At 40.6% G+C, this 14,922-nt stretch carries 15 protein-coding genes, 5 pseudogenes and 1 riboswitch; of the genes and pseudogenes, 5 read left to right on the top strand and 15 right to left on the bottom strand.

Translation table 11 applies throughout. The annotated features are described in order from the left end of the window. Positions 1-30: 30 nt before the first annotated feature. From MN200_RS12215 to rpoD, 5 genes are all read right to left on the bottom strand, one after another. Entirely contained in the window at positions 31-1,215 is a 1,185-nt protein-coding gene (locus MN200_RS12215) for an iron-containing alcohol dehydrogenase (protein ID WP_242759464.1), read from the bottom strand. 1 nt (position 1,216) lies between these two features. Further along, positions 1,217-1,750, bottom strand: a complete 534-nt coding sequence (locus MN200_RS12210) for a hypothetical protein (protein WP_242759460.1) — start codon at positions 1,748-1,750, stop codon at positions 1,217-1,219. Positions 1,751-1,828: 78 nt separating this feature from the next. Beyond that, positions 1,829-2,488 (bottom strand): lipoyl(octanoyl) transferase LipB, encoded by a 660-nt coding sequence (gene lipB, locus MN200_RS12205; protein ID WP_058870110.1) that lies wholly within the window; start codon positions 2,486-2,488, stop codon positions 1,829-1,831. Between the two features lie 162 nt (positions 2,489-2,650). Continuing rightward, positions 2,651-2,938, bottom strand: coding sequence for a DUF493 domain-containing protein (locus MN200_RS12200; protein WP_010327321.1), 288 nt, complete (start codon positions 2,936-2,938; stop codon positions 2,651-2,653). A 122-nt stretch (positions 2,939-3,060) separates the two neighbouring features. Beyond that, on the bottom strand, positions 3,061-4,944 hold the full coding sequence (rpoD, locus tag MN200_RS12195) for an RNA polymerase sigma factor RpoD (protein ID WP_058870109.1): 1,884 nt from the start codon (positions 4,942-4,944) through the stop codon (positions 3,061-3,063). Between the two features lie 433 nt (positions 4,945-5,377). On the opposite strand from rpoD, the gene MN200_RS12190 reads away from it, so the two are divergent. Both MN200_RS12190 and MN200_RS12185 read left to right on the top strand, forming a co-directional pair. Then, the gene (locus MN200_RS12190) at positions 5,378-5,587 is read left to right on the top strand and encodes a hypothetical protein (RefSeq protein ID WP_004982817.1); all 210 of its coding nucleotides are present in this window, start codon (positions 5,378-5,380) and stop codon (positions 5,585-5,587) included. Positions 5,588-5,657: 70 nt separating this feature from the next. Further along, a complete protein-coding gene (locus MN200_RS12185; RefSeq protein WP_004695482.1) occupies positions 5,658-6,182 on the top strand; it encodes a YecA family protein in 525 nt (174 codons plus the stop codon). A gap of 117 nt (positions 6,183-6,299) precedes the next feature. Here the strand turns inward: MN200_RS12185 and MN200_RS12180 are convergent, their stop codons facing one another. Further along, positions 6,300-6,902, bottom strand: coding sequence for a LysE family translocator (locus tag MN200_RS12180; RefSeq protein WP_058870108.1), 603 nt, complete (start codon positions 6,900-6,902; stop codon positions 6,300-6,302). Positions 6,903-7,004: 102 nt separating this feature from the next. Between MN200_RS12180 and MN200_RS12175 the strand changes: the two are divergent. Further along, positions 7,005-7,896 (top strand): annotated as a pseudogene (locus tag MN200_RS12175) (LysR family transcriptional regulator). 65 nt (positions 7,897-7,961) lie between these two features. Here MN200_RS12175 and MN200_RS12170 read toward each other — a convergent pair. The 5 genes and pseudogenes from MN200_RS12170 to MN200_RS12150 all read right to left on the bottom strand — a co-directional run bounded on the left by MN200_RS12170 (position 7,962) and on the right by MN200_RS12150 (position 11,425). After that, positions 7,962-8,375 carry an ABZJ_00895 family protein gene (locus MN200_RS12170; protein ID WP_058870107.1) on the bottom strand — a complete coding sequence of 138 codons (414 nt, stop codon included), beginning with the start codon at positions 8,373-8,375 and terminating at the stop codon, positions 7,962-7,964. 22 nt (positions 8,376-8,397) lie between these two features. Further along, positions 8,398-9,012: a DedA family protein gene (locus MN200_RS12165; protein ID WP_058870192.1), complete on the bottom strand. Its 615-nt coding sequence runs from the start codon at positions 9,010-9,012 to the stop codon at positions 8,398-8,400. A 145-nt stretch (positions 9,013-9,157) separates the two neighbouring features. Beyond that, a pseudogene (locus tag MN200_RS12160) lies at positions 9,158-9,631 on the bottom strand (IS630 family transposase); the annotation flags it as partial. 17 nt (positions 9,632-9,648) lie between these two features. Continuing rightward, entirely contained in the window at positions 9,649-9,996 is a 348-nt protein-coding gene (locus MN200_RS12155) for an IS630 transposase-related protein (protein ID WP_039890557.1), read from the bottom strand. Between the two features lie 496 nt (positions 9,997-10,492). Then, the gene (locus MN200_RS12150) at positions 10,493-11,425 is read right to left on the bottom strand and encodes a rhodanese-related sulfurtransferase (protein ID WP_058870105.1); all 933 of its coding nucleotides are present in this window, start codon (positions 11,423-11,425) and stop codon (positions 10,493-10,495) included. A 180-nt stretch (positions 11,426-11,605) separates the two neighbouring features. On the opposite strand from MN200_RS12150, the gene MN200_RS12145 reads away from it, so the two are divergent. Beyond that, positions 11,606-12,091, top strand: a complete 486-nt coding sequence (locus MN200_RS12145) for a DUF1289 domain-containing protein (RefSeq protein ID WP_004982805.1) — start codon at positions 11,606-11,608, stop codon at positions 12,089-12,091. 82 nt (positions 12,092-12,173) lie between these two features. After that, on the top strand, positions 12,174-12,785 hold the full coding sequence (locus MN200_RS12140; protein WP_058870191.1) for a LysE family translocator: 612 nt from the start codon (positions 12,174-12,176) through the stop codon (positions 12,783-12,785). Positions 12,786-12,847: 62 nt separating this feature from the next. Here MN200_RS12140 and MN200_RS12135 read toward each other — a convergent pair. The 4 genes and pseudogenes from MN200_RS12135 to ribB form a co-directional block, all read right to left on the bottom strand. Continuing rightward, a pseudogene (locus tag MN200_RS12135) lies at positions 12,848-12,922 on the bottom strand (3,4-dihydroxy-2-butanone-4-phosphate synthase); the annotation flags it as partial. A gap of 12 nt (positions 12,923-12,934) precedes the next feature. Continuing rightward, positions 12,935-13,408, bottom strand: a pseudogene (locus MN200_RS12130) (IS630 family transposase); the annotation flags it as partial. A 17-nt stretch (positions 13,409-13,425) separates the two neighbouring features. After that, a complete protein-coding gene (locus tag MN200_RS12125) occupies positions 13,426-13,773 on the bottom strand; it encodes an IS630 transposase-related protein (protein WP_039890557.1) in 348 nt (115 codons plus the stop codon). 31 nt (positions 13,774-13,804) lie between these two features. After that, a pseudogene (gene ribB / locus MN200_RS12120) lies at positions 13,805-14,395 on the bottom strand (3,4-dihydroxy-2-butanone-4-phosphate synthase); the annotation flags it as partial. Positions 14,396-14,500: 105 nt separating this feature from the next. Next, positions 14,501-14,663, bottom strand: a riboswitch (FMN riboswitch). Positions 14,664-14,922 lie beyond the last annotated feature (259 nt).

The following is a 14,922-nucleotide window of genomic DNA, read 5'->3' as shown; positions in this document are numbered from 1 at the left end:
TTTCGGTTATATTGGCCTATTTTGTAGGAATTACCAAGCCTTTTTTAAGATAGCTTTGAGTTCTTCTAAATTGGCCTCTTTCGGGTTATAAATAATCGAACCATCGTTCAGGGCTTTTTCAGCCACTTCATCTAATTGCGCTTCGCTGACTTTACCCGTTTCTTGTAAAGTTCGTGGTAATTTGGTCAGTGCGTATAAGCGGTCACGAATGGCTAAGAGTGTCGAAATGGTTTTATCGGCACGTAAATGTGCAGGGGTTTGTGCGTAAACATCTGCGCCAGCCAATGGTAATAGCAGTTCGGCAATTTTATCAGCATTGATGTCTTTGTTGTATTCCAACACGTATGGCAAAAATAAATTCATGCAGAGTCCATGTGGTAAATGCGCCACAGCACCCAACGCATGACCTAAGGAATGGACCAAACCCACCATAGAATTTGAAAACGCAATCCCCGCCATGGTTGATGCTTGTGCCAGTTCCAAACGGCCTTGTTCATCGCTTGGGTTGTCTAATACATTGAACAGGTTATTGCTGATTTTTTTAATTGCTGCCGTAGCATAAGCATCAGAAATTGGGTTGGCTGCCATGCAACTATAAGCTTCAATGGCGTGCGTCATGGCATCCATAGCCGTCATTGCTGTTAAATGTGGTGGCAAAGTTTGCGTCATACGCGGGTCTAAAATGGCTGCATGTGGCATTAAGTAATACGATGCAAACGGCATTTTGACGTTCTTTTCGGTGTCGGATACCACCGCAACCATCGTGACTTCTGAACCCGTGCCTGATGTAGTAGGAATCACAAAAAATGGTTTCAGTGGGCGCGGTAAGTTATGTGCACCTGAATATTGCAACAAGTCATCACCGCCTTCGCTGACTAAAATATTGGTAGCTTTAGAGGTGTCAATGACTGAACCGCCCCCCACCGCGATAATAGCATCACAGTTGTTTTCGCGATACAACTGCGCAGCACGGCGAACTGTCGCCACACTTGAATCTTGCGGGACATCATCAAAAACATAGCCAATCACGGCATCGGTAGATTCAAAAGCTGCTTCAATCGGTGCAAGCAAATTGTTGGAACGCACGCCTTTGTCAGTAATGATCATTGGGCGTTGTGAACCGAGTGTCGCCAATTCAAACGGAATATGTTCAAGCGCGGCATGACCTGCAATGACTTTGACTGGGCAAAAAAATTCGTAATAAGGCTTCGCCATGTTATGCACTCCGTTTGAAATAAGATTGGGCAACTTTTAGATAGATATTGGCTGCACCTGATAGTTTTTCTTTTAAGCTGAGTTCAGTCGGGTATTTTTTTACCGCCAGTTCTGCCAGTAATTTAGGCAAGATCAGCGCTTCCATTTTGTTCAGGCAACGTACCAAGCGAATTGCATAAGATACATCACCATCTGCGATCATACGATCATGTGCAAATGCTTGTGCTGTACTTTCTTGAAATGAAAATACTAAAAAGGCATGACTTAAATGTTTAAAAGTAATCGTTAAATCTGCTTTTAGGCTGCCAGGTGTCAGCAGTTCAAGTTGATGGTCTTCGGTCACTTTGGCTAAAAAAGTCGGGCCGTTTGGAAAGACATTCATCGATAAGGTGAAATTGGCTGGAAATTTGGCAACTTCTTGCTGAATTTCACTATCGACTTGGCTGGCCATGACCAATCCTCGGCCAATCACATCCATCATAAGTTTGACATAGGTCAATTGCAGAGCGGGTTTCACTGAATTTACGTTAATCACTCGCTGTTGTCCTTTCTAAAAATAATTATTGGTTTAGAGTAAATACTCTAATTTATTTTTCCATGAAAAGCAAAGCCTTTATATATGCTGTACTTGAACTTCTTTAAAGTAACCGCTGTGCTGTAAAGTTTCAATAATGTCGGCACATAAGTTTTCAAAACGCGGGTAGTCTGATTTGAGGTCTGAGATACGCACCATTTCTAAGCCCGCATAGCCGCATGGATTAATAGTGTGAAATCCAAATAAGTCACAATCAATATTTAAGGACAAACCGTGATAACTGCGCCCTTTACGAATTTTAAAACCTAATGAGCCAATCTTGCGTCCATCGACATATACGCCGGGTGCATCAGGTTTGGCATAGGCTTCAATTTCATATTTTTTGAGTAACTCAATCATCAGATTTTCAGCATAAGACACTAATGTACGGACGTTCCAACCAAGTCGGTTGAGGTCAAACATAAAATAGGCAACCAACTGCCCAGGACCATGCCAAGTGACTTGGCCTCCGCGATCCGTTTGTACCACAGGAATGTTGCTGCTCATGAGGATGTGTTCAGGTTTTCCAGCTTGGCCTTGGGTGAGCACGTCGTGATGTTGTAAAATCCAAAGTTCATCTGGTGTGTCTGCATCTCGTTGTTCAGTCAGTGCTTTCATTTCTACAAAACGGTCAGCATATGAAGTTAAGGTATCAAACTGGCGAATAATGAGTTGTGGTTTGAGAACGGCATCTGACACGGCACTTGCGTCCTTATAAAACAAAAAGTATGTCTGAAATTATAAAGAAAAGATCTAGAGCGTAGGGGGATTTCTTCAGTGAATAAGCTGAATTCAATAGATCAAAAATTTAGGCACAAAAAAACACGCTCGTAAGCGTGTCTCATTGATACATCATTTGCATTACAGCGCCGTTTTAATTAACGGACAAGCCGCAAGGTCTGCATACAGTTGATGAACTTGTTCTAATTCTTCAAAACGCAATTGGGCAGTTAAAGAATGGTATTTACCTGTGCGTGATGGCTGGACTTGGATCGATTCACCATCAAATTCTGGAAAATGTTTGACTAAAATTTCAACCACTGCAACATGTAACTCAGTGCTCGCAAAGCCAATGAGTTTGATTGGGTAGTCCATAGGGAATACCCAAAGATGTTCTTGTAATTCACGTGATGGTGTACGGTCTAACATAGTCATGAGCGTCAGTCCCCCTTATTTCAAACGCCTGCGAAACTGCAGCCGTTAGGTGTTGCTCTTAAATACTTAATGGAGACTCGTGATTAAATTTCAAGTCTCCAGTGTATCGGTATTAATTAGTCGTTTTCTAGGAATGAACGTAAGTGTTCAGAACGAGAAGGATGACGTAATTTACGCAGTGCTTTCGCTTCAATCTGACGAATACGTTCACGTGTCACGTCAAACTGTTTACCTACTTCTTCCAAAGTATGGTCCGTTGGCATGTCGATACCAAAACGCATTTTCAAGACTTTCGCTTCACGTTCAGTCAAGTTTTCAAGCACTTCACGCGTTGCTTCTTTTAATCCTTCAGACGTTGCAGCATCGACAGGTGAAGTGATGTTGCTGTCTTCAATGAAGTCACCCAAATGCGAATCTTCATCATCGCCAATCGGTGTTTCCATCGAAATTGGTTCTTTGGCGATTTTCAGCACTTTACGCACTTTGACTTCGTCCATTTCCAAACGTTCACCGAGTTCTTCAGGTGTTGGTTCACGGCCCATTTCTTGCAGAAGTTGGCGTGATACACGGTTGATCTTGTTAATGGTTTCGATCATGTGTACTGGAATACGAATGGTACGTGCTTGGTCGGCAATCGAACGAGTAATGGCCTGACGAATCCACCACGTTGCATAAGTCGAGAACTTATAACCACGACGGTATTCAAACTTGTCTACCGCTTTCATCAAACCAATGTTACCTTCTTGGATCAAGTCCAAGAATTGTAAGCCACGGTTGGTGTATTTTTTCGCAATCGAAATGACCAAACGTAAGTTCGCTTCAACCATTTCTTTTTTCGCGCGGCGTGCTTTCGCTTCGCCTACAGCCATACGTTTTGAAATCTCTTTGATGCCTTTAACATCAAGGCCCAAATCTTTTTCGATGTCTGCAATTTTTTGTTGGAACGCTAAAACGTCAGGGCGTACTTTTTCAAGATAGCCTTTTTGGTCTGGTGAAGCTTTCGCAATTTGTTCATCTAACCAAGCAAAGTTTGACTCTTGACCTGGGAAAGAGGTACGGAATTGAGTACGATCCATACGACCACGACGTACTGCATAGCGCATTACTTCACGTTCAGAGGTACGGATTTGTTCATGAGTACCGCGGATCATTTCCGAAATGATGTCAAATAAACGTGGTGTAAATTTGAACATCATAAACACAGTTGCAAGTGACTCTAAAGCGTCTTCTGCTTCTTTGCTTGAACGACCATGTTTCTCGATGATGGTTTGGGTGTTTTTCCAAGCCGCAGTCAGTTCGTCAAAACGCGCTTTGGCAATTTCAGGATCTGGGCCAGATTCACCTTCAGAATCATCATCACTTTCAGACTCTTCTTCTTCCTCGTCATCATCCAATTTCACATCTTTGGTAGACTTGGTTGAAGAGTCTTCTTCATCAATTTCAGACTCTTCTTCAAGGACTTCTGGAATCGCTTCATCAGTTTCAGGGTCTAAATAACCTGAAAGGATGTCCGCAAGGCGACGTTCGCCTGCTTCATAATCTTTGTATTCTTGTAATACCACTTCAACCGCATTTGGCCAGTAAGCAATCGAGTGAAGAACGTCACGAATCCCTTCTTCAATACGTTTTGCAATACTGATTTCGCCTTCGCGCGTCAACAGTTCAACAGTACCCATTTCACGCATATACATGCGGACAGGGTCAGTGGTACGACCAGGCTCATTTTCTACAGAGGCAAGAACAGCAGCGGCTTCTTCTTCAGCAACTTCATCGGCAGCTTCATTACCACCCTCAAACATTGCATCATCAGATTCAGGTGCACGTTCGTGTACAGGAATACCGACGTCTTGAAGCATTTGAATGATGTCTTCAATCTGTTCGCTTTCAGTGATCGAGTCTGGGAGATGATCGTTAACCTCAGCGTAAGTTAGGTAACCTTGCTCTTTGCCTCGGCTAATCAGAGCCGCTACTTGTGAAGTAGGGGAAGTCATATCGCTCATCTTTGCTTACTCTTCGTTGAATCTGTGGCAGTGGAAAACTGTGCATCTGGGCACAATTCGCTTCATAAACTTATTTGTAAATAACTGCGTATTCCATCAGGGATAGTCAGCCAAAAGCTGCCTGATAAAATATTAAAAATATAAATTCAGTGATTTAGATGGGGGTGAATTTGTTGTTTTCAAGTTCATCCCGAGCGTGCTCAAGTTCAAAACCCAAATTTGAAATCTGAACAATTTGGATTTTATGTGACCATTTAAAGTCGTAAACTACAAAGACGCAGGGTGGATTATATCATGCCATAAAAATTGGTTAGAAATAAAGACTAAAAGTCAAATTAATTGCTCTAAATGCAAATAAAACTTGACAAGGTTTTGGAACCCATATAAATAGCGGCTAAGACCCTTCACATTTTTTCACTATGAGGTAGTTTTAGTGTCTTCTACAGATTTTGAACTAGATGATAACTACGCTGATGATGATGTTAATTTTGATGAGTCATCAAGTAAAATTAGTGCGAAAGAATCATTAGAAAAACGTCGCCTGATTGATGACCTTCTTGCACAGCGCCGTTTGGAACGTGAGCTTAAAGATTTTGATTACGACATCGACGATGACGACGATTTTGACGACGAAGAAGACTAAAATCAGATGTAGCATCGTGTCTGAAAATGCTATGCTAATGCCCTAATCAGTTTCTGAATTTGGATTTGAAATGAGTGCTTTAGATTTAGACTTATTGAGTGAATATCTAGATGGTGACCAAAATGAGTATGGTCTAGATTTTGCAGCGACTCATGGTTTCTTGTGTGCAATTGCAGTTGGTCCTACTTTTGCAAAATGGTTGGATGAACTTTTTGATAATAATCAAAAGAAAGTGCCTGCCGAGATCATCGCGCAAGTGAAAGCTTGGCTTGAGTCTATTCGTCAAAACCTTGCCAATGAAGAAGGGATTGAATTTCCTTTTGAAATTGAAGAGGCAGATGTTGAGTCAAGTTTAGGGGATTGGAGCGTTGGTTTTGTCGATGCAATGTTCCTCAATGAAGATGCATGGTTTACGCCTGAGTTTGAAGAGCAACTGGTCGATCTTACTTTACCAATTATGGTATTTAGTGGGATTGATGAAGAAGATCCGCAAATGGAAACTTTCCGTCGTAACGGTCAGTTAATGGATGAGCTTGCAGAAGAAATTCCAGAGAACTTAAACGAACTTTATCTCATGTATCATACGCCAGCATAATTGTTCTTGCGTTGTGGCATCAGCGATGCAGGCATTAGTAAGCAAATAAAAAAACGTCCCTAGAGGACGTTTTTTTATGCCCAATTTTTAGTGTTTAAACGCAGGTACCACTCATGCTTAGTTTGTGAGAAATAAGCAAAGTCCTAAAGTTGCGAGTACGGTACCGATGACACGGTTAATACTCACTTGTTTGCGTAAAATTTTATTTCGGATCACTGGGGTCGAACAGAATAGTGAAATGAGCAAAAACCACAGCAGATGACTGGCCGAGATAAACATGCCATAACCGATTAAATGCGTCAGACCATGATTGCCTCGCAACAACTGTGCAAAGATGCTCATCACAAATAGGGTAGTTTTGGGATTTAAGCTGTTGCCTAGAAAACCTTGTATAAATGCTTGCCGTGGGCGCAGCAAGGTATGAGTGGCATGGTCACTAATTTGCTGTTGGGTAAATGTTTTGTACCCGATATACATCAGGTACAGTGCGCCAATATATTGAATGATATGCAATAGTTTTGGAATGTAGTGCTTTAAGAAGCTGAGCCCCAGTACACTATAGCTAATGTGGATCCATACAGCACAAGCAATACCATATGCGGTATAGATTCCTTGTTTACGCCCATATAGATATCTATTTCGGCTGACCAAAGCGAAGTCAGCATCGGGACTGATGACTGCAAGTAGGGTGATAACTGCAATTGCTATAATTTCATTCACTCATTGATCCTTTTTCGGATTGAATTAAAGGATTTATATATTTTTCATATATTTGCTATAGCGAAAATGGATTTTAATTATTGCTATTGATGAGTTTTTGGAATGATTGAGCGCTTATCGCTGAGTTCTCTTAAGTTTTTTTATTATGTCGCCCATTATGACAGTGTCACCATCGCTGCTGAAAAACTTTTTTGACTCAAGGGGCGGTCAGTAAGGAGTTAAAAAATTTGGAAGAGGCACTGGGGCGTTGTTTATATATTCGTGACGGCAAAAAGTTACAGCTGACGGGTGATGGCCTAAAACTGTTTGATTGTTGTGAGCAGGTGTTTCCTTAGATTGACCAGTGCCTCGTGCAGATAACAAGAGAAAAGAAGAATGAGAAGAAGAGCTTAATCTTATCCTGTGAACCGACCATGCCATGAAATGGCTGATTCCGCGCTTGGTTCAATTTAAGCTGCGTTATCTTGAGATTGATATCAGTTTGTTAACAGGTGGTGAAGAAGCGGATTTTAAAGTACAAAACATCGACTTGGCCCTAAGGCGCAATGATTTTGACTGGAGCAAGGTCATTTATATCGAAAAAATGGCGGATGAGTATATGGTTTGTGTGTCGCGTCATAATCATTTAGCCCCGATGTCTCAGCTGTATATTTCCAGTTCGAGACCTAAAATTTGGACACAATTTAAGGATGCATATAAAACGCAGTTTAAGCACTTTCAAAAAGTAGCATTGGAACATTTTTATTTGTGTATAGAGGCATCTTTAGCAGGGTTGGGGGCAACAGTGGTGTCAGCCTATATGGTTGAAAAAGAGCTCGATTTTCAAATGTTAGATATGCTTACCCCGATTGTGCAAGACGGCTCCGGTTATTATCTACTTTCCGCATCTCCTTTTGAGGATGATCAGCATAAAGTCATTTTTAAAGGTTGGTTGATTGAAGAAATGAGAGCCAGCCAAACAAAGTTAATGGCACTTTCCGCTCAAAAGCACTAATGACGTGCGGCATTTGATTGTTATCTATCAAGCATAAAAAAAACACCTCAAACGAGGTGCTTTTTTTATGGCAACTTTTTAAAACAATAGTCTGCGTACCAACCATAGGCAATATGAAAAATAGCACCATGAATCGCGACCATACACAGCATAACGACAGCGGTGAGTTCAATGCCGGCATTATCGACGGATTTCATAATCGCTTCAGCATTGGGATTCATCAGTACTAAAAACAGCACAAAGAAACTACCGACGATAATTGCGACTGCACTTGAACCCCAAACCAGTTGAATTTTTTCATGATTATTTGGAACACGCTGTTCCTTCTTCACAAAGTGTCCGACACTAATCAGTGCACAAGCCACTAAGGTCGGAATTAAGACTAAACCGCTAAGGTTTAAACCAAAGACCAGTACGGTGATTAACAGCACCAAAGCAATGCTATATACCGCCGCAAAATGCAGTAAATAGTGTTTCATGTATTTCCCCAAAATAAATAAATTAGCCGCGTGTTTTACCTAAATTTCTGCGATATAAAAACCAAAGGATAATCACAGCGACAATGGCAATAATGACATAACCGACTTTGCTAAAAATTTGATGCATCAGTGCTTGGTTTTCACCAAAGTAATAGCCGACTGTTGCTAAAAATGTTGTCCAGATAATTGTACCGAGTCCACTATAAAACATGAACTTCCAAAAGGGCATACGGCTCATCCCCGCAGGGATGCTAATCAGTGAACGCACTGCAGGAATCATACGACCAAAAAATACAATACGGTGACCATACTGCTCAAACCAATCTAAGGATTTTTTCACATCGGCGGATTTGATAAATAGATATTTACCATAGCGGTCGACCCATCTGAAAATATGCTCTTGTTTAAATTGATAGCCGATCCAATACAGCACTGCTGCGGCAAAGAGTGAACCAATACATCCTGCAATAATGACCCCAACTAAAACCAACTCGCCTTGTGAGGCGGCATAACCTGCAGAAGGCATGATAATTTCAGAAGGAATAGGCGGAAAAACATTATCAAGAAACATCAGTAAGGCTATTCCCCAATAACCCAGTTGTTCCATGACAGAGATGATCCATGCAGTGAGGTTCATATAGACCATAAAAATAAATGCGATAAGTTATCTTAAGGACTTATCGCATGTGGGTAAAGAATTGAAATGTATTGTTTTCTATTCATCGAAACGGGTATGTGTCAGGGTGTGAATATAGACTTTACGTAAGCTATAGTCAAACCGCTTAATTACCCATACACTCGTTAAAGAAACGACTAAAAAGCTTATCTATTGAGTTAACCAACCATTTTTTCCTTTTTGCTTTCACCCATGCCCACATTTTTTCAATAGGATTAAGGTCAGGACTATAAGGTGGTAACCAAAGTATTTGATGCCCATGTTGGCTTAATAGATCTTGTATATCTGGTCGTTTATGGAAGGCTGCATTGTCCATGACAATTACACTATTCGAGGGTAGTTCTGGTAATAAAAACTGATCTACCCAAAAATAAAATACATCCGAATTTACTTTGCTATCAAATAAACCCACTGCAAATAACTTACCCTCATGGATTGCTCCTATTGCATTGGTTTGATTTTTTAATTGCCAATTATATGTTCCATAACAAGGAGTTCCCTGTTTTGAATAACCATGAGGTCTATGTTCATGAGATTTAAATCCACTTTCATCAAGATAGATGATCGGGTGTTGATACCTTAATCGGTTTAAATCTTTTAAATACTGCTCTCTGAGTTCTGTTTTTGCTTTCGGGTGCCGTAAGGTCTTTTTTTAACTGTAATATTTAGACGCTTGAGCGCATCTCCAATTGTAGAAGTAGCACAACCAAAACGAGCAGCGCGTTCATATTGATAATCATCGGGATATTGCTCAACATCTGCACGTAAGGCATCATCATCAACTTTAGATGGTTTTCTTGGTCGAGTTCTTTTTATTTCGATTCGCTTTTTCCATTCGACAATTGTATTTTTATTAATTTCGAAGTGCTGAGCAACCGCTCGGATAGATTGACCTTCTTCAAGCTTGGCTAATATTTTCTTTCTAAAATGTATTGGATAACTCATATCGGTATTGTATTGGTTTTTTGGCGTGCGGACTATATAGGCCAACGCAATCGGGATTAAACTAAGCAGCGTATAATTTAAGAGATTTGAACTTAAATGGTAACCAATGCCGAGGGCAATACTTGAACCAATCAACATGCCCAAAACTACGATAAATAAATGCGTGCGTTGTTCAAGCTTGGCTTTGATTTGGTTGAAGCTGGTATTGTGATATTGTTCGATACGGCTTGCTGCGGCATTGCGAATCAGTGTGCGATGGCGTGGCATGATTATTTTATGCATGGCAATCATCCTATTTTCGTCGTTTAGGCATGTCATTTTTATTGTTATGTGGAGACCTTCAGGGCACCACTTTAGCTTATTATTTATACAGTATGACTCAGATTGAGTTCAATGTTGTGACAAAATTGTTAAATATTTTTAAAAAATGCGAACTGCATAAAAGAATAAGCCCTCAAATGAGGGCTTATTCTTGACTTAAATCATCTGAATGATTTTAAAGGCGTTTACGTTTAGCCGCAGCAATTTGTGACTGGCGCATACGGAAGCCTTCTTTTTGTTTTTCTGTGGTGTTGTCGATACAGTATTTGCATGACACACCATGTTCATAGCTAGGTTCTTCTGCTTCAGCAGGAAGAAGTGGCCAACCACAAGCATGACACTTAATGTTAAGGCCTTCTTCAACACCATGAGTGACAGCAGTACGACCATCAAAAACGAAACATTCGCCTTCCCACATGCTTTGTTCAGCAGGGGTTTCTTCTAAGTATTTTAAGATGCCGCCTTTTAAGTGATAAACCTCGTTGAAACCTTCTTGAAGAAGAAGGGAGGTCGATTTTTCACAGCGGATACCACCTGTACAGAACATCGCAATTTTTTTATCTTTGTGCTGTTCAAGGTTTTGTTTAACGTATTCTGGAAATTCTCGGAAACTTTCTGTTTTCGGGTCAATAGCACCCTTAAATGTTCCAGCTTTGTATTCATAGTCATTACGTGTATCAATCAAAATGACGTCATCACGAGCAATCAGGTCATTCCATTCTTTCGGATCAAGGTAGTGACCGACTAAATCACGTGGTTTTACTTCAACGCCTAAAGTCACGATTTCTTTTTTAAGTTTAATCTTCATTTTACGAAATGGTTTGTCTGCACTATCAGACTCTTTGTATTCCATTTCGTTAAAACCTTCATTCAGAAGGAATTGATGAATTATATCGATAGCGTCACGGTCGCCTGCAACCGTACCATTAATGCCTTCGCCCGCTACAATCAGAGTACCACATAGGTTGATGGTTTTTACCAAGTCTAAAAGACGTTGTTGAAGATCAGCAGGATCTTGAACTTCTTTGAATTGATAAAGTGCGGCAACAACCCAACCAGTCGTCGCTTGCTGTTCTACAGGTGCAAGCTGTTCTACAGTAGCGTTCATGGAGTACTCCAATGTATTTTGATAGATAATTTTAAGGCCCACATTTTACATGGAATTGAATCAAGATGCGAGATAAGTAAACATTTTAAATGGCTTCTCAAGTAGTAGGTGAGCGTGTATATTCAGTTGCCAAAGACAAAATCCGTTTTGTTTTGGTGCGTTTATTAACAGGAGTATGTTTTGAGTACAGATCGTCGAATTGCCTCTTTGACCCCATGTGCAGGGCGTTGTTCAACGGTATTTGGTGATTCTGTGTGTCGTGGTTGTCGTCGTTTTAATCATGAAGTGATTCAGTGGAACACCTACACTTCGGAGCAGCATCGTTCAGTTTGGCAACGTTTAGATGCGCAACTAGATCAAATTTTAGTGCCAATGTTGCCTTTTGCTGATGTGCAGCAGGTCGAAGCTTTTGTTTTATCTAAACGCGTTCGTTTACGTCCCGATGCATCAAAAGGGCGGAAGCTTTATCATGCGTTAAAAGTATGTGAAAAAAATAAGAACTTTACCGAAGAAAGTGGTTTAGGTATTCAAGCGCACCAAGTGAAACCGATTTGGCAAGAGTTTGAGCGCCGTGTTCTTGCACTTGCTACAGCCAGTTATGATTTGGCATTTTTGCGTGCTGACGCAATTCGACAACATCTCATCCATATGGAAGAGGACGAATAAGTCCTCTTGGTTTGAATAAAAAGAATACTCCGCATACCTAAGCTATTTGCGAGAGTGACTGGGGGAAAAGGGTTTTTCGATGGTGAATGTATTTGAACTGGCGTTGTACTGTACGGCTGTGGTGGTCATGATTGCAACACCTGGCCCAGTGATGTTGTTGGTTGCCAGTGCAGGTCTAAAAGGTGGATATAAACAAGCCTTAAAAACCATTTTTGGGACGAATTTAGCTTCTTTAGTTCTCATTGTACTATCTGTGCTCATCTTAAAAGGCTTTTTAAACATTGCAGAGCATTGGCTAAATGCGATTAAAATTTTAGGCTGCGTATATATTGCCTATCTCGGTTTTCAAATTTTAAAAGAAGCCATTGCACAAGAAACAGAAACATCACCTGTGCAACTAAAGGCGGTGCAGGGGGGCTTTAAGCAAGGTTTCTTGGTGGGGATTTCAAATCCGAAGGATATTATTTTCTTTGCCTCATTTTTCCCACAGTTCATTGGGGTCACCAGTGATGTCGATATCAGCCTTGTACTGTTGACCATTCTCTGGATTATTCTAGACGTTAGCACATTGTCTTTGGTTTATTTGGGTTTTAATAAACTATCGCAGTCCGCTTTGTACAATAAGTTGTTAGGCGTTTGTGGTGCGATATTGGTCAGTATTGCGCTCTATGGTATTTATACTGTCTTTGCTTGATGCTGATGGTGCTGCATCAAAAAGCCTCCATGTTGGAGGCTTTTTGATTAGGAGCCTAAAAATCAAACCCCGTGTTTAATGCGATATTGCACCAATTCTTCAATGGTGATCACAGTCAACTGATGCGTTTGCGCATATAGTCAAACCGCTTAATTACCCATACACTCGTTAAAGAAACGACTAAAAAGCTTATCTATTGAGTTAACCAACCATTTTTTCCTTTTTGCTTTCACCCATGCCCACATTTTTTCAATAGGATTAAGGTCAGGACTATAAGGTGGTAACCAAAGTATTTGATGCCCATGTTGGCTTAATAGATCTTGTATATCTGGTCGTTTATGGAAGGCTGCATTGTCCATGACAATTACACTATTCGAGGGTAGTTCTGGTAATAAAAACTGATCTACCCAAAAATAAAATACATCCGAATTTACTTTGCTATCAAATAAACCCACTGCAAATAACTTACCCTCATGGATTGCTCCTATTGCATTGGTTTGATTTTTTAATTGCCAATTATATGTTCCATAACAAGGAGTTCCCTGTTTTGAATAACCATGAGGTCTATGTTCATGAGATTTAAATCCACTTTCATCAAGATAGATGATCGGGTGTTGATACCTTAATCGGTTTAAATCTTTTAAATACTGCTCTCTGAGTTCTGTTTTTGCTTTCGGGTGCCGTAAGGTCTTTTTTTAACTGTAATATTTAGACGCTTGAGCGCATCTCCAATTGTAGAAGTAGCACAACCAAAACGAGCAGCGCGTTCATATTGATAATCATCGGGATATTGCTCAACATCTGCACGTAAGGCATCATCATCAACTTTAGATGGTTTTCTTGGTCGAGTTCTTTTTATTTCGATTCGCTTTTTCCATTCGACAATTGTATTTTTATTAATTTCGAAGTGCTGAGCAACCGCTCGGATAGATTGACCTTCTTCAAGCTTGGCTAATATTTTCTTTCTAAAATGTATTGGATAACTCATATCGGTATTGTATTGGTTTTTTGGCGTGCGGACTATATGCCAACACTTGAATGCCAGAGGCCATAGTCCCATCGGCATTGGTTAGTTCACACAAGACACCTGCTGGTTTTAAGCCTGCTAAACGAGCTAAATCAATCGTTCCTTCGGTATGACCACGACGGGTGAGTACACCGCCTTGGCGTGCACGAAGCGGGAATACATGACCAGGGCGGTTTAAGTCGCTGGCAACAGCCCCATCTTTAATTGCTGCTTTGACTGTGGTGGTGCGATCTTGCGCAGACACACCTGTGGTTACGCCAGTTGAAGCTTCAATGGTCACAGTGAATGCTGTTTTAAACTGACTTGAGTTATCTGACACCATAGGCACAAGGTCTAAGTGATCGGCCAATTCATCGGTCAGACATAAACAGACAATGCCAGAACCATCACGAATCATGCGAGCCATCGTTTCGACGGTGAGAGTTTCGGCAGCCACAATGAGGTCGGCTTCGTTTTCACGGTCAAAGTCATCCATCACCAAAACAGGTTTGCCTTGGCGAATATCTTCTAAAGCTTGCTGGAGACGTTGTTCAGCTGGAGAAAGGGCTGAAAAGAAAATTTCTGGTTGAATCAAACTAGACATTGAAACGCTCGCGTAAAATTGAAGTACGGTTGAACATTTCAGGACTTTGAAAAATTGGCGTAGCAATAAATCCTCATAGTTTTGTACCTGAGATTCTATTGGTCACGTCGTCTTCTTTCATCCGGACTATACCGTCGGCTTTGGAATTTAACCAAATCTGCGAGCCAAATAGATGATTTCTGCTTGGCTGGCTCGTGGGCTGATTCAGTCTGAGTCATTCAACTGAACTTACCACCGGTGGGGAATTACACCCCGCCCTGAAGCGATGTAAATCCATTATAGTGCGAAATATTTAGAAAAACAGGGGGAGTTTTAGAATGATCAGTTTTATACATAGAACAAATTTTGCTATAGGGTTGCTTATGTTATTTTTTTGCTAAAGACCAACACTCTCTGTGTATGATTTCACTTAGTATGAGTTTAATGTTCAAAAATGAATATCTGAGAAAAACCATAAACATGAATAAGAAGTTTTTCTATAGTTTGAATGGTTTGAAATGATCAAGATAAAAATAAGAGTGAGGAGT

This window comes from Acinetobacter sp. LUNF3 (assembly GCF_022699605.1).
Taxonomy (GTDB): Bacteria; Pseudomonadota; Gammaproteobacteria; order Pseudomonadales; family Moraxellaceae; genus Acinetobacter; species Acinetobacter johnsonii.
The sequence above is the reverse complement of the archived record's forward strand: the minus strand, read 5'-3'. Positions and strand labels throughout refer to the sequence as shown.